The sequence below is a fragment of the Aeromicrobium sp. YIM 150415 genome, assembly GCF_016918125.1.
Lineage (GTDB): Bacteria > Actinomycetota > Actinomycetes > Propionibacteriales > Nocardioidaceae > Aeromicrobium > Aeromicrobium piscarium.
This window is the reverse complement of the sequence record NZ_JAERWM010000037.1, coordinates 23,582-44,334: the sequence shown is the minus strand read 5'-3', so window position 1 is coordinate 44,334 and position 20,753 is coordinate 23,582. Positions and strand designations below refer to the sequence as shown.

The window sequence follows — 20,753 nt, the reverse complement described above, 5'->3', positions numbered from 1 at the left end:
CGGAGACCTCGCCGGTCGCCTCGTTCTCGCCGTGGGGTAAGCCGCCGGTGGTGGGTTCGATCGGCACGCCGGTCAAGGGGGTGGAGATGAAGCTCATCGACAACGAGTGGAACGAGATTGCCGATGACCCGGAGGCGATCGGTGAGATCGCGATCAAGGGTCACGGCATCATGAAGGGCTACTACAAGCGCCCCGCCGCGACTGAGGAGGCGATCCATGGTGAGTGGTTCCGCTCCGGGGATCTGGGCCGTCGTGACGAGAACGGTTATTACTTCATCGTCGACCGCAGCAAGGACATGATCATCCGCGGCGGCTACAACGTGTATCCGCGTGAGCTCGAGGAGGTGCTGATGACGCATCCGGCGGTCTCGCTGGTCGCGGTCATCGGCGTGCCGCACGAGTCCCACGGCGAGGAGGTCAAGGCCGTCGTCGTGCGCGAGCCCGGTGTCGAGGTCACCGAGGACGAGCTGGTCGCGTGGGGCAAGGAGCAGTTCGCGGCCTACAAGTACCCGCGCATCGTGGAGTTCCGCGACGAGCTCCCGATGACCTCGACGGGCAAGATCCTCAAACGCGAACTCAGCTGACGGAGGTAGCGCCAGGCGAGCTCGCGGCCTCTGGCAGCCGTGAAGGATGCGTCGTCATCGAACGGGCCGTGTCACTGGTCGGTCACGATGAGCTCGTAACCGGCCCGGGACACCGCGTCGGCGACCCGATCCGACTCGAGCGAGTGCCGGCTGATCACGGTGACGGAGTCTCCGTCCACGTCGACGGAGACCGACTCGACGCCGTCGAGCTGCCGAAGCTCCTCGGCGACGAAGGTCTCGCAGTGTCCGCACGCCATGCCGAGGACGGTATAGGTCTGGGCAACGGTCATGATCCGAGGCGCTCCATTCTCGTGAGGATATGCGCGCTGCGCATCCGGCCATCCAGCGCGAACCGACCGAAGAAATGGACGTCGATGGTCAGCCGTTCCACGTCATCGCCACGGGGGCGTCCGACGTGCATCCGATATCTCGCCGCGAGACGGTCCTCCTCGGCTAGGGCATCGCCCATCTCGATGCGCAGGCTCGGCCGTTGCTTGCGTGTCGGGCGGACGTGGGCGATGAGCTTCTCACGGTCCATCGGGTGTCCGTCGGCGACCTGGAGGATGTCCGCGGTGTGGAAACGATCGACGACGGCGGCGAGGTCCTCGTCACCGTCGACGACCGCGGCATGGAACCGCTCGTCGAACTCGACGATGAACTGCGCGGGATCGATATCGTCGAACAGGCTCATGGTTCTCCTCGGCGAAGTAGCGGGGCGGTCACGATCGATCGCACGACCAGCATGTGCGCGGACAGGAGCGTTGTCGATGACCTCCGAGGTCATGGACACCGCTCATAGTCTTGACACATGAGTCAGCACGAGTCGGTGGGCGCGTTGATCCGCAGGTGGCGGGAACACCGCCGGCGATCGCAGCTCGAGTTGTCGATCGCCGCCGATGTCTCGACCAGGCACCTCAGTTTCATCGAGACCGGCCGCTCCCAACCGAGCCGGTCGATGATCGGCCGTCTCTGTGACGAACTCGATGTGCCGCTGCGGGACCGGAACGGCTTCTACCTGGCGGCCGGATTCGCACCGCCCCATCCCGAGCACCCCCTGGACGACCTCGGGGCAGCCAGGAGCGCCATCGACCTGGTGCTCGCCGGACACGAGCCCTATCCCTCGGTCGCCGTCAACGCCCGCTGGGAGCTGCTCGCCTCGAACCGATCGATGTCGCGGTTCCTGGCAGGGGTGCCGCAGCGGCTGCGCGAACCCCGCCTCAACATGCTGCGAGCGACCCTGCACCCCGACGGCATGGCCGGGCAGCTGGCCAACCCGGTCCAATGGCGCACGCTCACCGTGCGACGGGTCCGCCGGCAATACGAACGCACCGCCGATCCGGCCCTGGCCGATCTCCTTGACGAGTTGGAGAACTACCCGCTGCCTGACCGTCCCAGCGAGGATGTGCCGGGCGATCACACCGACATGGTGACGCCGATGCGGCTGGACACGCCGTTCGGGCGGCTCTCGCTGCTCTACGTCGTGTCGGTCTTCGGATCTCCTCGGGACATTACGCTCGACGAGCTCGCCATAGAGACCTTCTTTCCCGCAGACGACGCCACCCGCGAGATCCTTCATCAGTTGGCGAGCTCCGAGGAGGCTGCAGCCGTCAGCCGTGGTGGTGGCTGAGCTCGGTCGGCCTCTGGCCGGGTTCGACGACGACGAACTGTCCCATCATTCCTCGGTCCTCGTGGCGGAGTAGATGGCAGTGGTACATATAGGGCGTCTCGGGATCGGCATAGTCGTCGAAGCGCATGGTCAATCGGATGCGCGACCCGGGAGGCGTGTACACCGTGTCCTTGCGGCCGCGCAGCTCGGGCGGCGGTGACTGACCGTCGATGCTCACGACCCGGAACTGGACGTCGTGGATGTGGAAGTTATGGGGTTGTGAGTGCGTGTTGACCACTTCCCAGACTTCGGTCGTCCCGACCGGGATCACCTCGTCGATGCGGGCCATGTCCATCTGCTGCCCGTTGATGCGGTCATTGCCTAGCTCGAACGTCCGCGTCGCGGTGTCGTCGGTCGGTGAGATGTCGTCCAGTTGGGCCAGCTGGGAGGGGATCCGGGGACGGGGTGCGAGATCGGTCGCCGTGGTCAGCAGGAGGATGTCCAGCTCATCGTCGGCTCCCGCGCCTCGGGCTCGGCCGCCGGAGACGCCGAGGTCCTGCGGGTAGGAGCGAAGTGTGACCGTGTCATCCGTCCCCGACATCGTCACCACGATCTCGGCGCGTTCTCCAGGCGTGAGGAGGATGCTGGACAGCTCGACGGGTGCCTCGAGGAGGCCGCCATCGGTCGCGATCAACGCGAAATCTCGGCCATCGGAGAAGCCGAAAGCGTAGCTGCGGGCCGTGGAGGCGTTGAGCAGGCGGAGTCGGGTGTGTTCGGCGGTGACCTCGAAGAACGCGTTGGCCGTCCCGTTGACGAGTACGGTGTCGCCGAGGCTGCCGACGTACTGGTCGTCTCCGTCGGAGAATCGCCCCCGGCTGTCGAAGGTCTTGTCCTGCACGATGACCGGGATGTCGTCGACGCCGTAGTCGCGGGGGAGGTCGAGCCCTGCCTCCACGTCGTCGGTCAGGATGAACATCCCGGCGAGACCGCGATACGTGTGGCGCTCGGACTCGCCGTGCGGATGCGGGTGATACCAGAGCGTCGCTGCCGGCTGGTCGACGGTCCAGGTGGGCGACCAGGACCCTCCGGGCGAGATCGTCTGGTGCGGGCCGCCGTCGGCGGAGGCAGGAAGGTGCATGCCGTGCCAATGCAGCGTCGTCGCCTCGTCCAGCTCGTTGCGCACGTCGATCCGGATCGTGTCGCCGCGATGCGCACGCAGCGTGGGGCCGAGGAACGGCCCATTGATTCCCCAGGTCGGGGTCTCGGCGCCGTCGAGGATGACCGACCGGCCCGACCGCGTCACCAGTTCGTACACGCGGTGCCCTCCCGCCGATGTCGCCTCGAGCAGTGGTGGGATGCTCAGCGGCTCGTCGAAGGTGATCGTGCCGACGGTGTTGAGGTCGTCGCGGGAGCCGAGCAAGCCGCATCCGGCGAGGGTGACGGCGGCGACGGAACCGAGTGAGAGCCGCAGGAAGGACCGCCGTCCGATGGCTGCACGTGCCGGGCTCGCGTCCGCTGGGATGCCCATCGGAGGCCTCACGTGCTGCTGGGTTGCCGGCGCAGGGCGATCCGCAGCAGCCAGATGCTGCCGAGCAGGATCCCGATACCGAGCGGAATGTGCACGGCCAGGACACTGTTCTGTCCGGCGACCATCTGAGCCATCACCGCCAGGAGCAGTCCGGCGGCGAGCAGGGGCGCCGCCCCACGCCCACGGCCAGGGCGCCACCACAGCACCGCGGCGATCACCTGGACGACGCCGACGATCGCGACGACGGTCGAGTTGCTCTCGTGCAAGTCTGCACCGATGGCTCGGCCATCGAGCCCGATACCGGCCAGCATCGCCTGCGTGGCTACCAGGATGACCTGGAGCAGCGCGACGACCACGAGTATCGCCTGCATGACACGTCCGAAGCTCGATGGGCGCGGCGCGCTCGGCTCCACCGTCGCGGCAGAGCGGGAGTTGTCAGTCATGTCGATCACCGTGCCCTGGCGGGGTGGTGTCCAGCAATTACGTGCCGGGTCAAGTTGCTGTGTGGGGTCGCCGTGTGAGGTGGCGATCAGAGGCAAAGGTCAGTAGCGTCGCGCTATGCCCGGACCCAAGCATCATGTGATCAGCTATATCGAGTTCGGGGTCACCGATCTCGCCGCGGCTCGCGACTTCTACACGGCGGCTTTCGGGTGGGAGTTCAACGACTACGGCCCGGCGTACAGCGGGATCAGATCACCGGACGGTGAGGGCGAGATCGGGGGTCTGGCCGCTGGCTCGGCATCTGGCGGCGACGGTCCCCTCGTGCTGTTGTTCTCGGAGGATCTGGACGCCACGGTCGAGGCGGTCCGGAATGCAGGCGGGATGATCGCGGCGGGACCCTATGACTTTCCGGGCGGGCGCCGGTTCGAGTTCGTCGATCCGAGTGGGAATCGGCTGGGTGTATTCGCCGAGTCATAGGTCTGTTCGCTGAACGCCGCGTTCGTGGTGAGGCCATCTATGAGCCGCTTCACGATGCGGCCGCCTCGTCTGGTGGTGACGAAGGATGTGCCTCGGCGGTTGCTATGACTACCAGGGAGTCACATCTTCCGTACCCTGGCAGGCCAACGAAAAAGTCTGCCACCACCTCTTGATGTTCGAACGCTTGTTCGATATTATAGGTGTATGAGTTCGGGGGATCTGGCGCAGCGGCTGCGGGACACCGCGGCGTTGTTGGAGGCGTTCGCGCCTTCGACCGATGCGTTGCGGGCGTTGGAAGAGGCGAGCAATGCGATCGATGCCGCCCAGGCTCAACTGACTGCTGAGATGTCCGAGACCCTGGAGCACGAGGGTGAGGGTTACTCGACGGTGAAGGCGTGGTTGCGTGATCAGTTGCGGGTGAGTTCGCGTCGGGCGAGTGAGTTGGTCAGGTCTGGGGTGACGCTGAAGCAGATCCCCGAGGCCGCGGAACTGGCTTCTGCGGGTGGGGTGTCGTTGGAGCATGTGAAGCACCTGTCGTATGCGGTCACGCATGTCGGCCCGGGACACACCCGTGACCTGCTCCCTGAACTTCTCGATGTGGCGTCCGCCGCTGAGCCTGCCGCTCTACGTGAAGTGGTCCGTAGGCTGCGGGACGCGGTGTATCCCGATGAACTGGATCAGGCGTGGATCGATGGCATGGCCCGTGAGGATATCCAGGTGAACCCCGTCCCTGACGGTGTTCACATCAACGGGTTCCTCAATTCGACCACCGGCGCGAAACTCACCACGTTGTTGCAGTCGCTGTCGGCGCCCCAGGGCGCGGATGATCCGCGCACGAGCGCCCAGCGGCGAGTCGACGGGCTGGAACGACTCCTCGACTCGGTGTTGGAGGGTGGTCTTCCCGGGGACAAGGGGGTGCGTCCGCACCTGGCCCTGACGATCGACGCCAGCACCCTGATGAACGATGCCGGGTCTGGGGAGTTGGTGGGGTTCGGGACCATCGGTATCCGGCAGCTGCAGGAGATGATCTGCGAAGCCGACATCACCCCAGTCGCAGTCGGGGGTAAGGACGGAGTCCTGGACGTCGGGCGCAGTAGCCGGTTGGCGACGCCCAGGCAACGGACTGCGGTCCTCGCCCGACAAGGACACGAGTGCGCGTCCCCGGGATGTCGGGCGCCCGTGGTGCATATCCATCACATCATCTGGTGGTCCCGCGGTGGACCCACCGACCTGGCCAACCTGATCGGTCTCTGTCCCAGATGCCATCGGGCGGTTCATGCCGGAACACTCGTCATCGACCCCACGACCCACGAGTTCACCGACCGCCAAGGCCGCCTCCTACCCGGCGCCGACCCACGCCACCACAAGCGACGCCTCCCCACACACCCACCAGCTACCCGTCTTCCACGAGCCGGCTGAACCGTCGGCCTCACCCACGGGGTTCGTCAGGTGACGCCTTCGCCCTCCCGAAGTCCCAGGTGGTGCCCCTATGGGTCGGTGACGGCGCCGCCGTGGCCGTCGAGCACCTCACGTGCGATGTCCAGATGCCCGGCGTGCCGGGCATACTCCTGGACCAGATGCAGCAGTATCCATTGCAACTGTGGTGCCGACGCGTGGTCCGGGAACCGGCCGCCGACGCCAGCGGTCTCGGTGAGATCGTGCTCCTCGACGATGGCCCGCGTACGACGTCCGGCGTCGAGAAGCGCCCTCTCGAGCTCGTCGTACCGGGTTTCGAGAGTCACCCATCCGCCCGAAGGCGCCATGTCGCGCCAGGGATCGTCGACGGGCTCGGCCAGGAATCCCCAGACCAGCCATCGCCGCTCCGCATGGACCAGGTGATTGACCAGTCCTGCAGGCGTCCACCCAGAAGGCACGTTCGTGCTGACGAGTTGATCGGGTCCGAGTCCGTCGAGTTTGTCCGTGATGACGGCTCGGTAGTAATCGAGATAGTCGAGCAACAGGCCACGCAGATCATCGGTGGAGCCGGGTTCGGGGAACGGGGCGGTCGACATGCTGCCTCATCCTAAGGGTGCTCGCCCGACTGATCGCTGATTCGCCCTGTGGATACCCGGCATCCGGGCGACACGGAATGTCGGGCCTCTCTGGGACGGTGCCGACATGGACAGAGAACTCATCGAGAACGAAGCCGAGCAGATCCTGCTGGAGAGCTCGCACGCACTACTGACGCCGAAGCCGGGGGAGTGTCTGGTGTGCTACGTCGATCGGCAGTTTGCCGAGTTCGGTTGCGACAACACCCACCGCTTCGCGATGGCGTATCGCGATCACGCCGCGCCGCGCGCCACGGCATTACTGCAGCGGCTCTCCGTGCTGGGCGCGTGCTGCTGCGATTGCGAGATGTTCATGAACGCCTTCCACCCCGCGTCGAGGCTGTGGACCGGCGGATACTGGCAGCCGGGATCGGACGGCTACGACACATGGGTCGACGCGGAGCCTCCTGCACGGATGCCGCCGTGCGCGGGTGTTCGCCGAGGATCGGTCCAGCCATGCGCCAACTGGGATGCCGCGAGATAGCTGGTCGTGGACGGCCGGGGCCCACGTAAGGTGTCGCCATGACGCCGATGACGATTCGTTACCACCGTGGCCTCGCGATCGCCGAGCTGGTGATCGGAGCCTTCCTCGCCCTGACCTCGATCCTGACCGGCCAGGGCCTCGGCACCGCCGCGGGTGGCATCCTCGTCGCGCTCGGGGTGCTGATGCTGGTCAACCCGATGGCCAAGGTCGAGCCGAACGAGATCCAGATCCGCAACCCGCTCGGGATGACCCTCAAGCGCTATGCCGTTGCATCACCGACCGACCTGCGTGTCGACGGAAAGACGCTCCGCCAGGCCTCCGATGGCAAGAAGATCATGAGTCTCGGCTTCGGGGCGGACGGAAGCGATGTCGCCGCGCTCCGCTCGCAGGTGACGGGTCAGATCGGCTGAGGGCGATGGTCCTCGATGCGCGATCCGTTCTCGTCGCCGACGGCGCCGGCTGCCTCGCCGCCGCAGCCGTCACCGCGGCCAGCGATTCGGTCGCGGAGCTCGTTCTCCCGGCATCGTCATGGAGAGCGCCCGCGGGGGCCGCTCTGGGGGCCACCGGCGTGATGCTGCTGGCCTCCGCGCGTACCCGGCCGACAGCACGAGACCTGCGACGGGCGGCGCTCGTGAACGTCGGCTGGGTCGGCACCTGCGCGTTGATGCTCAGACATCGCCCTTCGCGCTGGGGAACCGCGCTGCTGGCGACGACGGCACTCTTCGACGGCGCCGCAGCCGTTCTGCAATGGCGATCGGTTCCGGGAGCGAGACCATGAGCGTGCCTCGAATCCCGCCTCTCCTGCTCACCGGCGTCGCGGCCGTCGCTCAAAGCGTGTGCGCCAGACGTTCGGCCCCCACGCCGCTGTCTCTCACCGGTGCCGCGGCGCTGGCCGTGGGATCCGTATGGATGCTGGGAGGATCGGCGGCCAGGTTCCGCCGTGAAGGCACCACCGTGAACCCGGTGGATGTCGATCGAGTGACCGCATTGGTCGAGACCGGCCCCTACCGGAGGTCGCGCAACCCCATGTACGTGGGAATGGCAGGGCTTCTGCTCGCACACGCGGTGGGGCGACGATCGTGGACCGCCGGAGTCCCTCTCGCCCTGTACATAGCCGTCGTCGATCGGTGCCAGATCCCCGTCGAGGAGAAGGCGCTCCGTGCCGCGTTCGGCACCGACTACGACCACTACGCCCGACGAGTGCCGCGCTGGCTGGACCGGCGCTCGGTGCGCGGCCAGGGCCGGTGAGACACCTCAGCCCAGGCGCGCTCGCAGGCCGCGTGCCGCGACAGCGGGATCAGCGGCCTGTGTGATCGCGCGGACCACAACGATCCGTTCGGCGCCGGCGGTGAGCACCGCATCGAGCCGCTCGCCCGCGGCGATGCCGCCGATCGCGAACCACGGTTTCGTCGCCATCGCGGCCGCGTAGCGGAGCACATCGAGGCCGACCGCGGCTCGGCCGGGTTTGGTGGGGGTCTCCCACACCGGGCCGACGCAGAAGTAGTCCACCTCCGGATCGGCCTCGGCCGCGTCGATCTGTTCCACCGCATGGGTCGACCGCCCGATCACCACATCGGGGCCCAGCAGTCCACGTGCCTGAGCCGGGGTGAGATCGCGCTGCCCGATGTGGAAGATATCGGCCCCCACGAGCGCGGCCACGTCCGCGCGGTCGTTGACCGCGAACATCGTTTCATGACGCCGGGCCACTGCGGCCACTGCAGTGAGAGCCGCGATCTCGTCCGCGGCCTCGATCGTCTTGTCTCTCACCTGGATGATGTCGACCCCGCCGTCGAAGGCGGCGCCCGCGAACTCCGCGATATCCCCACCTGTCCGCGCATCCGTGCACACATAGAGACGCGCATCGGCCAGCCGTCGACGTCGTTCGGCGCCCCCGAGCGAGGCGGGCGAGGCAGCGGCGAACGAAGGAGCATCGGTCATGTCCTCTAGGCTAGTGGTGTTCGCGGGAGCCCCGGAGGGGGCTGAGAGGGCCACGTGCCGACCGCCAGACCTGATGCGGATCATGCCGCCGGAGGAAGGGACACCATGGCGGACGTCATCGTCGCCGGGGCCGGGATCATCGGCCTCACCACCGCCTGGCGACTCGTCGAGCGCGGCTGGAACGTCACGGTCTGCGACCCCGCTCCCGCCTCCGGTGCTACACGTGCCGCCGCCGGGATGCTCGCGCCGGCCTCGGAGGTCGTGTGGGGTCAGCCGTCGCTCTATCCGCTCATGGTCGAGTCCGCGCGCCGCTATGCCGACCTCGTCGAGCGTCTCGTGCCGGGCCGGCCCGAGGAGGTCGGCTACCTGCCGACCGAGACCCTGGTCGTGGCAGCCGATCACGCCGACCGCGCCGCCCTCGACGAGCTCACCGCGCTCCAGGCCTCGCTCGGTCTGCGTGCGGTTCGCGTGTCCTCCCTTGCGGCCCGGCGGCTCGAAGGCGCCCTGGCGCCCGGCATCGCCGGAGGAGTCAGTCTCCCGGACGATCACCAGATCGATCCGCGCGCGATGTGCGTGGCACTGATCGAGGCGCTGGGCGATCGTGTCATCCGCTCCGAGGTCGCCGGATTGCTCCGTGAGGACGGCGCGACGAGGGGTGTGCGGCTCGTCGACGGCACCGAGCATCGTGGCGACCAGGTGGTGCTCTGCACCGGTCTCGGTTCTCTGCCCGAGCTTCCGCGCCTGCCGCTGCGGCCGGTCTATGGCGACATCCTCCGCCTCGAGCCGTCCCGCGGCGCCCGTCCACTGCTGACCCGAACCGTCCGCGGCCTCGTCCGCGGTCGATCGGTCTATCTCGTGCCGCGGCGCGACGGGAGTCTCGTGCTCGGCGCCACGACCCGCGAGGATGACGACCCGCGTCCGAGCGCGGAGGGCGTGCACCGCCTCCTCGACGACGCGTGGCGCCTCGTACCGGGCGTGCTCGACACCCGTCTCGTCGAGACCATGACACGGGCACGCCCGGGCACTCCCGACGATGTTCCGCTCGTCGGCCGACTCGACCCGGGCCTGGTCGTGTCGACCGGCTACTTCCGTCATGGGATCCTGCTCGCTCCGCTCGGCAGCGAGGTGACCGCCGATCTCGTCGATCGGCTGCCGGTGGAGCCCGGGATGCTCGCCGCGCTGGACCCGTACCGCTTCCACCGTTCCGACCCGACCACAGGAGGAGCACCATGACCGCCGGCACGATCTCCATCGTCCTCGACGGGCAAGAGACAGACGTATCCACCGGCAGCACGTTGCGCGAGATCATCGCCCGGCATATCGAGCGTGAGCTGGACGCCGCCGGCGCGCCGGTCGACGGTGGGCGTCTCGGCGTCGCCGTCGCTGTCGATGGCATGGTCGTCCCGCGCGGCGACTGGCACGACCATGTACTCGCGGACGGAGTCGCAGTCGACGTCGTCACGGCCACTCAGGGAGGCTGACATGGTCGACGCGTTGGACATCGCGGGAGTGCGGCTCGACAGCCGTCTCATCATGGGCACCGGGGGCGCGACCTCGCTCGCCACGCTCGAGGAGGCGCTCGTCGCCTCCGGCACCCAGGTGACCACCGTGGCGATCCGTCGTTACGCCGCCGCCGGCAATTCGGTCTTCGCCATGCTCGAACGTCTCGGCGTCCACGCGCTGCCCAACACCGCCGGCTGCTTCACCGCGCGCGATGCCGTGTTGACCGCGCAGCTGGCGAGAGAGGCGTTGGAGACCGATTGGATCAAGCTCGAGGTCGTGGCCGACGAGGACACGCTGCTGCCTGATCCGGTGGAGCTGCTCACCGCCGCGGACGAGCTCGTGGCCGATGGCTTCTCGGTGTTCGCCTACACCAACGACGACCCGATCCTCGCGCGGCGCCTCGAGGATGTCGGCGTCGCGGCAGTCATGCCGGCAGGGGCTCCCATCGGCACCGGCTTGGGAATCCTCAATCCGCACAACATCTCGATGATCGCCGAGGCCGCACGCGTGCCGGTGGTCCTCGATGCCGGCGTGGGGACCGCATCGGATGCCGCGCTCGCGATGGAGCTGGGATGCGATGCCGTGCTGCTGGCCAGCGCGGTGACCCGCGCACACGATGCTCCGCTCATGGCCCGCTCGATGCGCGCCGCGGTCCAGGCGGGACGAGATGCCTATCGCGCGGGGCGCATTCCCCGGCGCTCGCTGGCGCAGGCGTCCTCACCGGACGAGGGCAGGATCGGGGTCTCGTGACGGGGGACTGGCCCGTGACGGCCGAGGCGCTGATGCGGTCGAGGTTCGAGGCATTCCGGCGCGGCGATGCGGACTGGCTGCTCGCCAGCTGGCACTCCTCGACCCGGCCGGCCGAGATCGATCTCTCGGACAATCCGCGATGGCGAGGCCTGCAGATCGTCGAGGCAGTCGAAGGGGGACCGGACGATGCCACGGGCACCGTCGAATTCCGCGCCACGTACCTCGTCGGGCGAGAGCTGGGGATCCTGCACGAGCGGTCGCGCTTCGCCAAGGAGGAGGGGCGCTGGCGGTACCTCGACGGCGAGGTGCGGTCGTCCTAGGAGAGACGTGCGACGTCGTCGCGCAGCCTGTCCGGCCATCGGAGCACCTCGCCGGGTGTGGACACGACCTCCACGGTCGCGCGTGGCAGCAGCTCGACCAAGATCCGGGCGGTCGAGACGGGGTGCGAGGGATCGTCTACCCAGGCGAGGACCGTCGTGGGGATGTCGAGACTGGCGATGTCATCGTGGCGAGGAAGATCGCTCAGGGCGGCGCCACGCAGGACCGCGGGGAGCAGTCGTTCAGGGACATCGGGGCTGGTGTCGGGCGCGTCGGCTGTCGCCGGAGGACGGGGCCGGTCGCGTCCGGCGGCGATGAAGCCGTCGACTCCCCGGCTCTCGACGAGGATGGCAGCCTCCCGGTACTCCTCGGCTTTCGCCGGACGCGTCTCCCACGCGGTGGGTGGCACGAGCAGTGTCAGTCCGCTGAACCGGTCCGGCGCGCGCACGGCGGCGTGCAGCAGGGTCGCGGCGCCCATCGAGGGACCGACGCCGTGTACCTGCTCGCCGGGGAACCAGTGGTCCACCAGCCTCAGGAGGTCATCGGCCAGCGACGACCAGCGGTAGTCGTCGGCCACCTCGCGTCCCGATGAATCGCCGTGGCCGCGGGCGTCGTAGCGGAGAAGCCGAGTGCCGGTCAGGCCGCGACCGAGATCGAGATCGAGTACTCGATCGCGTGAACGGCTCGAGGTGAGACCGTGGAGCTGCACGACAGGAGGGCCTCCCTCGTCGCTGAGCTCCACGGCGAGATCCGCTCCCGGCACAGGGAATCTCGGCACGGTCGCTCCTCACATCACTCGGTGATCGGGGCTAGGGTACCGCCATGCGACTCACGAATGTCGCGCATCTACGGCTCCCGTTCGGACGCTTGCTGGGCTACGACGTGAGGGTCTCCGCGCCAGGACGGGAACTGCCGGTCTCCTTCGACCAGCGCCGCCATGTCGGCGCGGGGGATCGGCCGGGCTCGTGGATGGCGCTGTCGTTCCGCCTGCCGGCCCCGGTGCCCCGCGCCGTGCTCGCGGAGGCGTGGCTGGCGGTGATCGCGCGACACGGCACCTTGCGGTCGGTCTTCGTTCCCGGGGACGACGGCGTGCCGCGTTCCTTCGAGGTCGAGATCGGTGCCGGAGACTGGGTGGAGCACCCCATCGGGCCCGGGCAGGCGGTCAATGATGCGCTGCGGGAGGCTCTCGACCTGACGTGCACGCCCTACGCTCGACCGTCGCACCGCTTGTGCGTCGTGGAGACCGCGGTCGGTCCGACGGTGACCATCGCCGCCGATCACGCGCATGTGGACATGTGGTCGATGCTGGTGATCCTGCGCGACCTCATGGCGGCCCTCGCGGCCTCTGGTGCTCCGCGGTCGTCGCCGGTTCCCGCCTTCGCCGACCACACGCGTGCCCTGCGGCACCGCGATCGTGCTCCCGAGGACATCGGCCGCCGGTGGGCCGAGATCCTCGCCGCCGGCGGCGATGTCATGCCGCGGTTCCCTCTGCCGCTCGGCGACCCGGGTCCGCAGCCGGAGCGTGTGGAGGTGCGCGACGTGCTCGGGGTGGATGACAGCGCGGCCTACTCGGCGCGTGCCCGCGAGCACGGAGTCTCCACCCTCGCCCTGATGATCTCCGCGATGACGAAGGTGACGCGTGAGCTGGCTGGTGTGCCGCTGCGAGCGGTCTTCCCGGTCCACAGTCGCTACGACGCCGCCTGGCACGATGCGGTCGGCTGGTTCATCACCAATGCCGTCATCGAGTCCCGGGATGCGGATCCTCGCAGCGCCGCCGCGGCGGTCAAGGAGGCGGTGCGCCTCGGCTCCTGGCCGTTGGAGGAGGTGCTGCGTGCCTGGGATGGGATGCCCGAGGCGCCTGGGATGTTCGCGATCTCCTGGCTCGACCTGCGGCGGCTGCCGGTTCGGGTGGACACGCACCGTCTGGAGGCACAGTATGTGAGCGCGGCGATCCGGACCGACGGTGTGATGCTGTGGTTCGTGCTCGACGAGACCGGTCTCCACCTGCGCTGCCGCTACCCCGACACCTCGGAGGCGAGGCGGAATGTCGGAACCTGGCTCGATACGCTCGTGGCCCGGGTTCAGGCCGATGCCCACGTGTCGGTGATCGACGAACGAGATGCCGGCCGAGAAGAGGAGCATCGATGACGCAACCGCCCTACCCGCCGCCGTCCGGACCCCCGGAGCCGCCCTACCGGGCCGAGCCTCCCACGGGGGCACTGCCGTGGGGGCTGGGACTGTTCGTCTTCTTCCCGATTCCCTTCGTCGGCTCGGTGATCGCCGGTATCGCGATGGTCATCTCGTCCACCTCCCAGATCAAGTACGGTGGCCTCGCCCGCGAGAACGCCAACCGGGCCGCGAACTGGGGCCTGACCTATCTGCTCGCGACCTTCGTGCTGGTGGGCGCCCACTTCAGCATCTTGTTCGTTCAGCGCGAGATCGAGGGATTCTTCCCCTTCGGGCTCATCATCCTCACCTGGCTGGCCGTGACCGTCCTGCACATCGTGTTCACCATCATCGGACTCGTGCGCGCCAGCCGCCGCCAACCGGTGCGCATCAACGGCATCCCCTTCTTCCGCTGACCCCGTCCCCCGCCGACGCTGACGAGGAATGCGCTCCCGTGGCTGCTGGAGCGGCTGCGGATGCGTAGGATGGGCGGTGGCCAACAAGCACATCGCCGGATGGTCCGAAGGCGGCACCGACCTCATCCGCGCCATCGGAACCAACGTTCTGGATGCCGTTTATACACTCGCCGAGTCGATCATCAGTCCGATAGTTGAAACGGAGTGAGAGGCTTCGGAGTCGCCCGACTGTCACCTGTCAATGCCGCCCGCCTGCTTTTCGAGTGTTGATCTTGCATAATGGAGAGATGAGTCACGGCGAACCAGAGAAGCCTGGAGGACAACAGATCACCTGGGACCGTCAACTGGCCTGGTTCCTGGTCGTGGCCTCGCTCGTGGGCATAGCGCTCGGGCCGCTGGGGGTCTCTCTGCTTGCCCTCATCCTTTCCACAGCTAACCTTGCGCGGGCCTACTGGGATCGGCGTCAGGCTATTCTCAATCTGCTGCGGTAGCACGCTGGCCAGAACGTTTATCCGTTCGTCTCACAAGAACGTGGATGACGGTCGGAGCCTAGTGGCGACGGCCGAAGGAGAAGCGCTCGTGGCGACGTGAAAAAAGCGGCTCATCCCAATCCAGGGTGTAGTTGGGGTCTGAATCCGCCGGTTTCGAGCAGGCTCCTCGCTATGTAGTTCGTGAGATTCCGGAACCCCAGCGCGGAGCCGCGGAGGTGTTCGAGCCGTCCGTTGAATCTCCTATGTTTGTCAAGCCGGGAGTTCGGCCCGGGCTGTGGCGTTGAGGCGGCGATAGATTTCGCGTGCGAGGTAGCGCTTGAGGCATCGGCAGATTTCGCGGAGGGTGCGTCCTTCGGCGGTGCGACGTTCGCCGTAGGCGCGGGGTTCTCGGGTCCATGCGCATGCGGGTGACGATGGCCATGTGAAGGGCACGGTTGAGGCACCGGTCACCGCCTCGGTTGATGCGGTGTCGGACGGTGTTGCCCGAAGATGCGGGGATCGGGTTGGCGCCGGCGAGGCTGGCGAACGCGGCCTCGGATCTGATGCGTCCCAGGTGTGACCACGACGTCAAAGCGACGGCGGCGGTGACAGGGCCGATGCCGGGCTGGTCGAGCAGTTCTCCCGCGGGGCTCTGGCGGACGAGTTCGGTGATGCGCTTGGCGAGTCGGCTCGCTTCGCCTCTGGCGGTAGCGATGGCGAGGTCTTCGTCTCGGGTCCGCCACGCAGCGATCGTGGTGATTTTGCGCCTGGGTGAGGGGGCGACGTGCGTCGATGCCGAGATCGACGACGCGCAGGAGCGCGGTGAGCGCATTGATCGTCGCGGTGCGCTCGGTGCTCATATAGTCGCGGGAGGCGAGAAGCACCTTGACGGCTGCGCGGATGCCCTCGTCGGCTCGTGGTTCGCGCAGCTGCGTCTCGTGCAGCGGGAGTGCCGCTGCGGCGATCCGGCGGGCGGCGAGCGGATCCGACTTACCGATGCCGCGGTTCGCTCGTGCGTTCATCCGGGGTGCCTCGACGACGGCGTATCCGGCATCTGCTGCGGCGCGGACCAGGCGTGCTCCGTAGGTGCCTGTACCCTCGATCACCCAGAGCACGTCGACGTCGCCGCCGGTGCGGCGTCCGGCCCAGCATACGGCGCGAGACAGTCCTGCCACGGTGGCGGGGAACTGGGCTTCAACGATGATCTCGCCGGTCGGGCAGGCGAGGATCGAGACGGCGTGATTGCGGGCATGAGTATCCACGCCGATGACGAACGGACGGGTATGCGCGACGATAGCTATGGCGATCGACGCTCCTCTCTTCGAAACCGACAGGGTCGCGGTCGCTGAGCGGCCGACGCCGGTCCGGGAAGAGGTCACTCCGGGGCGAATCTGTGATGGGCCACGACCCGCGAGGGTCGGGCAGTCTCCTGATGAGGTCACCGAGGTGGGCCGGACGGTGTCGGCCGCGCTAGCCCGAGCGGACAATTCAACGGGAAGACACCGCGCGCTGCGGGCCAATTGTTTCGAGAGTCACACTCGGGTCGACGCGACTGACATCCATCCTGACCAGCCAGTCCCAGACCAGCCGAATCCAGACTCACAGATCGCTTCGGTCGGGCCATTAGATGTGCCGGGTCGCTCGAAGTAGGCCAGGACGTCGGCGGCGCGCTTCTTCAGCGTGCGGCCGAGGGTGGCGACCTCGATCAATGCTTTCGGGACGCCGCTGCTGACCCCGGTGATCAGCTTCTCCATCACACGCCGCCCGACGCGGCGGTCGGGGCTCCGGTATGCCGCGATCATCTGCTGGTAGACAACCCATGTGGCCTCGACTTCGACGTGCCGTTCGTGGGCGAAGAGTGATTCAATACGGTCCCATTGACTGTCGGTCAACAGGTCGGTGCCGGTGTGCAGGGTCCGACGGGCCACGTGGAACGGGTCCATGACCGCGACCGCGTCCGGGACTTCCTCAGCAGCGGCGGTCTTGAACCCGGTGGGGGCACCTCCCGCTTGCGGGGGAAATCCATCCATCGCGACCACCTCGACACCATCACGCCAGGCCTTCGGACGCTCGCTGAGCCAGGTCTTGACTCCCCCAAGGACTCCGTCCAGGGCGGTACCCCCACGCTCTTGGAACGGCCCTCGACCATGTCCAACAGCTTGGCCGGGCCTGTGCCGTCGCGGATCGGTGTCAGGTCGATGACCACCGTGACGTATTTGTCGCCCTTGCGTGTGTCTCCAGACAATGGAGCCACCGCATCGGGCGCGTAGCGGCGGTGGAGTCGTCGACGCCGATCACCCGGACGTCGTCGAAGCGCCGCTCGTCATCAATCAACACTCGCTGGCCCTCGGCGAGGACAGCGTCGTTCGCGGTGTCCCACGCGACCCCCAGACCTTCTCCGACACGAGCGACCGTGAGGTGGGCGACGACGATCCCGCTGAGTGCCCACCGCAACCCACCACGCGACAGCTTGGAACGTGGTTCCGCGGCACGGGCGGTGTCCTGCCGCCACACGTGCCCGCAGTCGGCGCACCGGTAGCGGCGGATAGTGACCACGAGTGTCGTCGGACACCACCCGAACGGCTCGTGCGCCAGCCGCCGCGTCACCGTGTCTCGGGGGACGCCCTCGCAGCCGCACCGCCGACACCACCCGTCGTTGCCCGCGACCCGACACGTCAGCACCGCCCGGTCGGGATCGAGCAGTTGCCCGGTCACGACCAGCCCGAGCTCATCGAGCCGGCAGAACGGCGTCAGATCAGCGGGGCTGAAGGTGGCCACAGGAGTAGCGTCAGGCACGTCGAGGTCTTCCGGATGTCAGGCGTAGGAACCTTCATCCTCGGGAGACCTCGACCCTTCCCGTCACCGCCGCGCCGGACCACGCCACCCGATCTACACCCTCAACTGGGAAGAGCCAAAAAAGGAACCTCAAGACGCGGAAAATACCGTGGTTATCTGGCCACCGATCGCGAAAGTTGGTTCGCCACGAAGCGCATCACCGAAGGGGAGGGCGAAGATCCTGAAATCGGCGGGGCCGCTCTCAAACTCAAACGTTCCCGATTCGTAAATGTCATAGCAGTCTATAACTTCGCTGCGGGACGTCTCAAGCACAATGACCCTTGTCAAGGCTGTCTGCTCCGGCCGGGGGGAGTTCCATTCGACCGTGTATCGCGTACCGTCCCTCGCCACGCTAAGGCCAGTCGGTCGTTCGGTTGTTGCCTTGAGGTCGCGATTCTCGCGGGCACTTTGGCAGCCCTCGGCAGGGGTGTCCGGAGTGGCGCCGTCGACTTCTCCGCGCATCATCACGCCCGAGTTCATGACGGCGGTCGGAGCGGTCGGAGCCGTGGCTATTCGAAGGTCCGTCGGTCTACCCGGCACAGCGACGGTGAGTTCGAAGGAGGCTTGCCCTTCGCGATCAAGCTCAATGAAACTCGGTCCGTCGAAGGAGGCGGGAGTCCCCCCCAGGAATGCGTACAGGCCAACCTCAATGTCTATATGGTTTGAGCGGACTTCTCCGTAGAGCTTTAGCTCACCATCAGATGACGTCAATTCGTCGTCTGAAATCCGAGTCGAGAAGTCTGGTTCGGTTGAAAGTGCCAACCCGAGCTCAAGGTCGTCATCCTTTGGCGGCTTTGGTGGCGGTGAGCTGCATGAAACGAGAAGTACACAGCTCGCCGCCGCCATCAGCGACGAGAGGCGCACCGGCTATCCCGCGAAACCGTGGAATGACTCTTCCGCGGTTCGAATCGTCAGCGAGTTGCCTTCCCAGAAGCTATAGCTGGCTTCTGCCGTGAGGGTTGTCTGCTTGTACTCCTCGAGGACTTGCCAGGTCTGGGAGTTTTCGGTGGTGTTTGTGACTGACTGCCCATCACTAAAGAGGAGTAAATTGCTCCCCCCGAAGGTCATGCGGACTTCGTATGAGCCAACAATCTCATCAAATACCGTCTGCCCGAACCCGCGAAATGTGATGGACTCGATGATGCGACCGGCGCCGATGCCTGGTCCCGGGGTGACCTCGGTCTCCTCGGCAGTGATGCGGGCTTCCTGGGCGTGTGCCGGTGTCGTCATTGCGGTGACAAGGCCTGTCGAGGCAACAGCCGTCACTGCAAGTGTCGCTAGGTGCTTGTGGGTTCTCATGATTGCTCCTTCCGGACTTTATAGTCCTTTAAAATAGTGTTTCATTGTCCGGATTGGAACGCAAGGCGCCGGCTGGTTTGACTCGGTGCGCCAACGCGTGCCAGGTGGCGGTGCCTTGAGTGACAACGGCGACGACGGTCATGGGTCGGATTCCGGTGTGGCGGTGGTTTGGAGTGCGGCTGACCAGTTACGCTCCCGGCCCTCGCGGTCCGGGGAATCGTGAGCGCCGTACATAGACTTGAGAGCACGTCGATGTCCGAGGGCCAGGGACCCGAGTGCGCGTCCCCGGGATGTCGGGCACCAGTCGTGCACATTCACCATGTGATCCGGTGCTCCAGAGGCGGGCGAACCGACCTGGCAAACCTGATCAGCTTATGTCCGAGATGTCACCGACACGTTCAGGCCGGGAGCTTGATGATCGACCCGGTCACCCACGAGTTCAACGACCGACACCACCGCCTCCTACCCGGCAGCCACCCACGCCACCGACGACGACTTCAGCGACGCGAGCGCTTCCGCCGTGCCATGACGGCGTAGATCGCGAGGATCACCACGACCAGACCGGCGGTGGAGAAGAGCTGGTTGCGTGCTGCCGTGTCGGTCAGCATCAGCGCGGTCAGGGCGGCGAGCGCCACCAGCACGCCCCAGGTCAGCCACGGGTAGCCCCAGGCCCGCAATCGCAGGGGTTCACCGCTGGCCCGCGCCTCGGCCGCGAGGACGGGACGCAGGCGCAGCTGCGAGAGCGCGATGAGCACCCATACCACGAGGAGCGCAGCGCCTACGGCGTTGAGCAGGATGCCGAGCAGGGTCTCGGGCAGCAGCCAGTTGAGGCCCACGGCGACGACGCCGAAGAAGATGGAGATCAGCACCGAGACCCAGGGGACATCAGCCCGGGATACGCGGGTCAGAACCGCCGGTCCGTCGCCACGGCGGGCCAACGAGTAGGCCATCCGCGACGTGCCGTAGACCTGAGCGTTGAAGGCCGACAGCAAGGCGATGACGACGACGATCTCCATCAGGGTCGCCGCGATCGGCAGTCCGGCGAGGTCGAGCACCGAGGCGAAGGGACTCGCCTCGAGTGCCGGAGAGTCCCACGGCAGCACGAACACCATGACCGCGATCGAGCCCAGGTAGAACACCAGGATCCGCCACACGATGGTGCGGGTCGCGCGACCGACCGCGGTCTGCGGATCCTCGGCCTCGGCCGAGGCGATCGTGACGATCTCGATACCCCCGAAGGCGAACGCCACGACCAGCAGGCCCGCCGCGATCCCACTCCACCCCTGCGGCGCGAAGCCGCCCTGTCCGAGGAAGTTCTCGGTGCCGACCGCCGAGGTTCCCGGCAGCCAGCCGAAGGCCAGCGCGACTCCGACGACCAGGAAGGCGATGATGGCGGCGACCTTGATGAAGGCGAACCAGAACTCGAACTCGCCGAACTGCCGGACTCCCCACAGGTTGATCACGGCGAAGAGCGCGACGAAGGCCAGCGCGACGGTCCACTGGGGCAGCGCGGGAGCCCAGCCGGTGACGATCTGGGCGGCACCGGTGATCTCCGCGCCGAGGACCATGATGAGCATGAACCAGTAGAGCCAGCCGAGCAGGAACCCGGCCCACGGACCCAGCGCCTCTTCGGCGTAGACCGAGAACGAGCCGCTCGCCGGCCGGGCGCTCGCCATCTCGGCGAGCATGCGCATGACGAGAACGACGATGACACCCGCGACCGCGTAGGAGACGAGAACCGCGGGCCCCGCCACGCCGATGCCGACACCGGAGCCGAGGAACAGCCCAGCGCCGATCGCGGAGCCGAGCCCCATCATCGTCAGATGGCGAGTCCGAAGACCGCTGCCGAGACGATCGGCGCTCGGCGCGGGGGAGAGGGAGTCAGACACC

Annotated in this window: 26 protein-coding genes, 2 pseudogenes and 1 riboswitch; of the genes and pseudogenes, 16 read left to right on the top strand and 12 right to left on the bottom strand. The window is 67.2% G+C overall.

Annotated elements, in window-relative coordinates; genetic code table 11:
- Positions 1-584 (top strand): AMP-binding protein (locus JL108_RS19595; RefSeq protein ID WP_205199593.1); only part of this gene is annotated, 584 nt, incomplete at its 5' end.
- Positions 585-655: 71 nt separating this feature from the next.
- Here JL108_RS19595 and JL108_RS19590 read toward each other — a convergent pair.
- Both JL108_RS19590 and JL108_RS19585 read right to left on the bottom strand, forming a co-directional pair.
- Positions 656-874, bottom strand: a complete 219-nt coding sequence (locus tag JL108_RS19590) for a heavy-metal-associated domain-containing protein (protein ID WP_205199767.1) — start codon at positions 872-874, stop codon at positions 656-658.
- Positions 871-1,275 carry a nuclear transport factor 2 family protein gene (locus tag JL108_RS19585; RefSeq protein WP_205199766.1) on the bottom strand — a complete coding sequence of 135 codons (405 nt, stop codon included), beginning with the start codon at positions 1,273-1,275 and terminating at the stop codon, positions 871-873. The genes JL108_RS19590 and JL108_RS19585 overlap by 4 nt, the downstream gene beginning before the upstream one ends.
- A 117-nt stretch (positions 1,276-1,392) precedes the next feature.
- Here JL108_RS19585 and JL108_RS19580 point away from each other — a divergent pair, with 117 nt between their 5' ends.
- On the top strand, positions 1,393-2,211 hold the full coding sequence (locus JL108_RS19580) for a helix-turn-helix domain-containing protein (protein ID WP_205199765.1): 819 nt from the start codon (positions 1,393-1,395) through the stop codon (positions 2,209-2,211).
- Here JL108_RS19580 and JL108_RS19575 read toward each other — a convergent pair.
- Positions 2,192-3,718, bottom strand: a complete 1,527-nt coding sequence (locus JL108_RS19575; RefSeq protein ID WP_205199764.1) for a multicopper oxidase family protein — start codon at positions 3,716-3,718, stop codon at positions 2,192-2,194. The genes JL108_RS19580 and JL108_RS19575 overlap by 20 nt on opposite strands.
- Before the next feature lie 8 nt (positions 3,719-3,726).
- On the bottom strand, positions 3,727-4,161 hold the full coding sequence (locus tag JL108_RS19570) for a hypothetical protein (RefSeq protein WP_205199763.1): 435 nt from the start codon (positions 4,159-4,161) through the stop codon (positions 3,727-3,729).
- A 115-nt stretch (positions 4,162-4,276) separates the two neighbouring features.
- On the opposite strand from JL108_RS19570, the gene JL108_RS19565 reads away from it, so the two are divergent.
- Together JL108_RS19565 and JL108_RS19560 are read left to right on the top strand one after the other, a co-directional pair.
- Complete coding sequence (locus JL108_RS19565) at positions 4,277-4,636, top strand: VOC family protein (protein WP_205199762.1); 360 nt, start codon at positions 4,277-4,279, stop codon at positions 4,634-4,636.
- 204 nt (positions 4,637-4,840) lie between these two features.
- Positions 4,841-6,055, top strand: coding sequence for an HNH endonuclease signature motif containing protein (locus tag JL108_RS19560; protein WP_205199761.1), 1,215 nt, complete (start codon positions 4,841-4,843; stop codon positions 6,053-6,055).
- Positions 6,056-6,123: 68 nt separating this feature from the next.
- Here JL108_RS19560 and JL108_RS19555 read toward each other — a convergent pair whose 3' ends face one another.
- Positions 6,124-6,648 carry a DinB family protein gene (locus JL108_RS19555; protein WP_205199760.1) on the bottom strand — a complete coding sequence of 175 codons (525 nt, stop codon included), beginning with the start codon at positions 6,646-6,648 and terminating at the stop codon, positions 6,124-6,126.
- A 106-nt stretch (positions 6,649-6,754) separates the two neighbouring features.
- Between JL108_RS19555 and JL108_RS19550 the strand changes: the two genes are divergently transcribed.
- From JL108_RS19550 to JL108_RS19535, 4 genes are read left to right on the top strand one after another with little or no spacing between them, the layout of a single operon-like run.
- Complete coding sequence (locus JL108_RS19550; RefSeq protein ID WP_143914819.1) at positions 6,755-7,168, top strand: DUF2695 domain-containing protein; 414 nt, start codon at positions 6,755-6,757, stop codon at positions 7,166-7,168.
- Between the two features lie 38 nt (positions 7,169-7,206).
- Entirely contained in the window at positions 7,207-7,578 is a 372-nt protein-coding gene (locus JL108_RS19545; protein ID WP_205199759.1) for a hypothetical protein, read from the top strand.
- A 5-nt stretch (positions 7,579-7,583) separates the two neighbouring features.
- A complete protein-coding gene (locus JL108_RS19540) occupies positions 7,584-7,946 on the top strand; it encodes a hypothetical protein (RefSeq protein WP_205199758.1) in 363 nt (120 codons plus the stop codon).
- Positions 7,943-8,416, top strand: coding sequence for an isoprenylcysteine carboxylmethyltransferase family protein (locus JL108_RS19535; RefSeq protein ID WP_205199757.1), 474 nt, complete (start codon positions 7,943-7,945; stop codon positions 8,414-8,416). The genes JL108_RS19540 and JL108_RS19535 overlap by 4 nt, the downstream gene beginning before the upstream one ends.
- A gap of 6 nt (positions 8,417-8,422) precedes the next feature.
- Here JL108_RS19535 and thiE read toward each other — a convergent pair whose 3' ends face one another.
- On the bottom strand, positions 8,423-9,106 hold the full coding sequence (gene thiE / locus JL108_RS19530; RefSeq protein WP_205199756.1) for a thiamine phosphate synthase: 684 nt from the start codon (positions 9,104-9,106) through the stop codon (positions 8,423-8,425).
- Between the two features lie 12 nt (positions 9,107-9,118).
- A riboswitch (TPP riboswitch) is annotated at positions 9,119-9,221 on the top strand.
- Here thiE and thiO point away from each other — a divergent pair.
- The 4 genes from thiO to JL108_RS19510 all read left to right on the top strand — a co-directional run bounded on the left by thiO (position 9,212) and on the right by JL108_RS19510 (position 11,679).
- The gene (gene thiO / locus JL108_RS19525) at positions 9,212-10,339 is read left to right on the top strand and encodes a glycine oxidase ThiO (protein WP_205199755.1); all 1,128 of its coding nucleotides are present in this window, start codon (positions 9,212-9,214) and stop codon (positions 10,337-10,339) included. Its footprint overlaps the riboswitch before it by 10 nt.
- Positions 10,336-10,587 (top strand): sulfur carrier protein ThiS, encoded by a 252-nt coding sequence (gene thiS, locus JL108_RS19520; protein ID WP_205199754.1) that lies wholly within the window; start codon positions 10,336-10,338, stop codon positions 10,585-10,587. The genes thiO and thiS overlap by 4 nt, the downstream gene beginning before the upstream one ends.
- A gap of 1 nt (position 10,588) precedes the next feature.
- Positions 10,589-11,359: a thiazole synthase gene (locus tag JL108_RS19515; protein WP_205199753.1), complete on the top strand. Its 771-nt coding sequence runs from the start codon at positions 10,589-10,591 to the stop codon at positions 11,357-11,359.
- Positions 11,356-11,679: a YchJ family metal-binding protein gene (locus tag JL108_RS19510; RefSeq protein ID WP_307837335.1), complete on the top strand. Its 324-nt coding sequence runs from the start codon at positions 11,356-11,358 to the stop codon at positions 11,677-11,679. Before JL108_RS19515 ends, JL108_RS19510 begins: the two co-directional genes overlap by 4 nt.
- Here JL108_RS19510 and JL108_RS19505 read toward each other — a convergent pair.
- Complete coding sequence (locus tag JL108_RS19505; protein WP_205199752.1) at positions 11,676-12,455, bottom strand: alpha/beta fold hydrolase; 780 nt, start codon at positions 12,453-12,455, stop codon at positions 11,676-11,678. The two genes, JL108_RS19510 and JL108_RS19505, sit on opposite strands and share 4 nt — an antisense overlap.
- A 44-nt stretch (positions 12,456-12,499) precedes the next feature.
- On the opposite strand from JL108_RS19505, the gene JL108_RS19500 reads away from it, so the two are divergent.
- The 3 genes from JL108_RS19500 to JL108_RS20355 all read left to right on the top strand — a co-directional run bounded on the left by JL108_RS19500 (position 12,500) and on the right by JL108_RS20355 (position 14,467).
- Entirely contained in the window at positions 12,500-13,825 is a 1,326-nt protein-coding gene (locus JL108_RS19500) for a peptide synthetase (RefSeq protein ID WP_205199751.1), read from the top strand.
- Positions 13,822-14,259 carry a DUF4870 domain-containing protein gene (locus JL108_RS19495; RefSeq protein WP_205199750.1) on the top strand — a complete coding sequence of 146 codons (438 nt, stop codon included), beginning with the start codon at positions 13,822-13,824 and terminating at the stop codon, positions 14,257-14,259. Before JL108_RS19500 ends, JL108_RS19495 begins: the two co-directional genes overlap by 4 nt.
- Before the next feature lie 76 nt (positions 14,260-14,335).
- Positions 14,336-14,467, top strand: a complete 132-nt coding sequence (locus JL108_RS20355) for a hypothetical protein (RefSeq protein WP_275888739.1) — start codon at positions 14,336-14,338, stop codon at positions 14,465-14,467.
- Between the two features lie 532 nt (positions 14,468-14,999).
- On the opposite strand, the pseudogene JL108_RS19485 reads toward JL108_RS20355, so the two are convergent.
- The 4 genes and pseudogenes from JL108_RS19485 to JL108_RS19470 all read right to left on the bottom strand — a co-directional run bounded on the left by JL108_RS19485 (position 15,000) and on the right by JL108_RS19470 (position 18,863).
- A pseudogene (locus JL108_RS19485) lies at positions 15,000-16,030 on the bottom strand (IS110 family transposase).
- 303 nt (positions 16,031-16,333) lie between these two features.
- Positions 16,334-17,525 (bottom strand): annotated as a pseudogene (locus JL108_RS19480) (transposase); the annotation flags it as partial.
- Between the two features lie 129 nt (positions 17,526-17,654).
- A complete protein-coding gene (locus JL108_RS19475; RefSeq protein ID WP_205199749.1) occupies positions 17,655-18,428 on the bottom strand; it encodes a hypothetical protein in 774 nt (257 codons plus the stop codon).
- A 3-nt stretch (positions 18,429-18,431) separates the two neighbouring features.
- Positions 18,432-18,863 (bottom strand): hypothetical protein, encoded by a 432-nt coding sequence (locus tag JL108_RS19470; RefSeq protein ID WP_205199748.1) that lies wholly within the window; start codon positions 18,861-18,863, stop codon positions 18,432-18,434.
- A gap of 252 nt (positions 18,864-19,115) precedes the next feature.
- Here JL108_RS19470 and JL108_RS20650 point away from each other — a divergent pair, with 252 nt between their 5' ends.
- Complete coding sequence (locus tag JL108_RS20650; protein ID WP_205199747.1) at positions 19,116-19,400, top strand: HNH endonuclease signature motif containing protein; 285 nt, start codon at positions 19,116-19,118, stop codon at positions 19,398-19,400.
- Here JL108_RS20650 and JL108_RS19460 read toward each other — a convergent pair.
- Positions 19,361-20,752: an amino acid permease gene (locus JL108_RS19460; protein ID WP_307837334.1), complete on the bottom strand. Its 1,392-nt coding sequence runs from the start codon at positions 20,750-20,752 to the stop codon at positions 19,361-19,363. The genes JL108_RS20650 and JL108_RS19460 overlap by 40 nt on opposite strands.
- Between the last annotated feature and the right edge of the window lies 1 nt (position 20,753).

What these genes read in the sequence shown, in the direction of transcription:
- thiE (WP_205199756.1), bottom strand. Translation starts at nt 9,106, where the DNA reads ATGACCGATGCTCCTTCGTTCGCCGCTGCCTCGCCCGCCTCGCTCGGG.
- JL108_RS19545 (WP_205199759.1), top strand. Translation starts at nt 7,207, where the DNA reads ATGACGCCGATGACGATTCGTTACCACCGTGGCCTCGCGATCGCCGAG.
- JL108_RS19585 (WP_205199766.1), bottom strand. Translation starts at nt 1,275, where the DNA reads ATGAGCCTGTTCGACGATATCGATCCCGCGCAGTTCATCGTCGAGTTC.
- thiS (WP_205199754.1), top strand. Translation starts at nt 10,336, where the DNA reads ATGACCGCCGGCACGATCTCCATCGTCCTCGACGGGCAAGAGACAGAC.
- JL108_RS19570 (WP_205199763.1), bottom strand. Translation starts at nt 4,161, where the DNA reads ATGACTGACAACTCCCGCTCTGCCGCGACGGTGGAGCCGAGCGCGCCG.
- JL108_RS19550 (WP_143914819.1), top strand. Translation starts at nt 6,755, where the DNA reads ATGGACAGAGAACTCATCGAGAACGAAGCCGAGCAGATCCTGCTGGAG.
- JL108_RS19575 (WP_205199764.1), bottom strand. Translation starts at nt 3,718, where the DNA reads ATGGGCATCCCAGCGGACGCGAGCCCGGCACGTGCAGCCATCGGACGG.
- JL108_RS19495 (WP_205199750.1), top strand. Translation starts at nt 13,822, where the DNA reads ATGACGCAACCGCCCTACCCGCCGCCGTCCGGACCCCCGGAGCCGCCC.
- JL108_RS19555 (WP_205199760.1), bottom strand. Translation starts at nt 6,648, where the DNA reads ATGTCGACCGCCCCGTTCCCCGAACCCGGCTCCACCGATGATCTGCGT.
- JL108_RS19540 (WP_205199758.1), top strand. Translation starts at nt 7,584, where the DNA reads ATGGTCCTCGATGCGCGATCCGTTCTCGTCGCCGACGGCGCCGGCTGC.
- JL108_RS19565 (WP_205199762.1), top strand. Translation starts at nt 4,277, where the DNA reads ATGCCCGGACCCAAGCATCATGTGATCAGCTATATCGAGTTCGGGGTC.
- JL108_RS19470 (WP_205199748.1), bottom strand. Translation starts at nt 18,863, where the DNA reads ATGAGAACCCACAAGCACCTAGCGACACTTGCAGTGACGGCTGTTGCC.
- JL108_RS19535 (WP_205199757.1), top strand. Translation starts at nt 7,943, where the DNA reads ATGAGCGTGCCTCGAATCCCGCCTCTCCTGCTCACCGGCGTCGCGGCC.
- thiO (WP_205199755.1), top strand. Translation starts at nt 9,212, where the DNA reads ATGGCGGACGTCATCGTCGCCGGGGCCGGGATCATCGGCCTCACCACC.
- JL108_RS19515 (WP_205199753.1), top strand. Translation starts at nt 10,589, where the DNA reads ATGGTCGACGCGTTGGACATCGCGGGAGTGCGGCTCGACAGCCGTCTC.
- JL108_RS20650 (WP_205199747.1), top strand. Translation starts at nt 19,116, where the DNA reads ATGTCCGAGGGCCAGGGACCCGAGTGCGCGTCCCCGGGATGTCGGGCA.
- JL108_RS19560 (WP_205199761.1), top strand. Translation starts at nt 4,841, where the DNA reads ATGAGTTCGGGGGATCTGGCGCAGCGGCTGCGGGACACCGCGGCGTTG.
- JL108_RS19590 (WP_205199767.1), bottom strand. Translation starts at nt 874, where the DNA reads ATGACCGTTGCCCAGACCTATACCGTCCTCGGCATGGCGTGCGGACAC.
- JL108_RS19500 (WP_205199751.1), top strand. Translation starts at nt 12,500, where the DNA reads ATGCGACTCACGAATGTCGCGCATCTACGGCTCCCGTTCGGACGCTTG.
- JL108_RS19580 (WP_205199765.1), top strand. Translation starts at nt 1,393, where the DNA reads ATGAGTCAGCACGAGTCGGTGGGCGCGTTGATCCGCAGGTGGCGGGAA.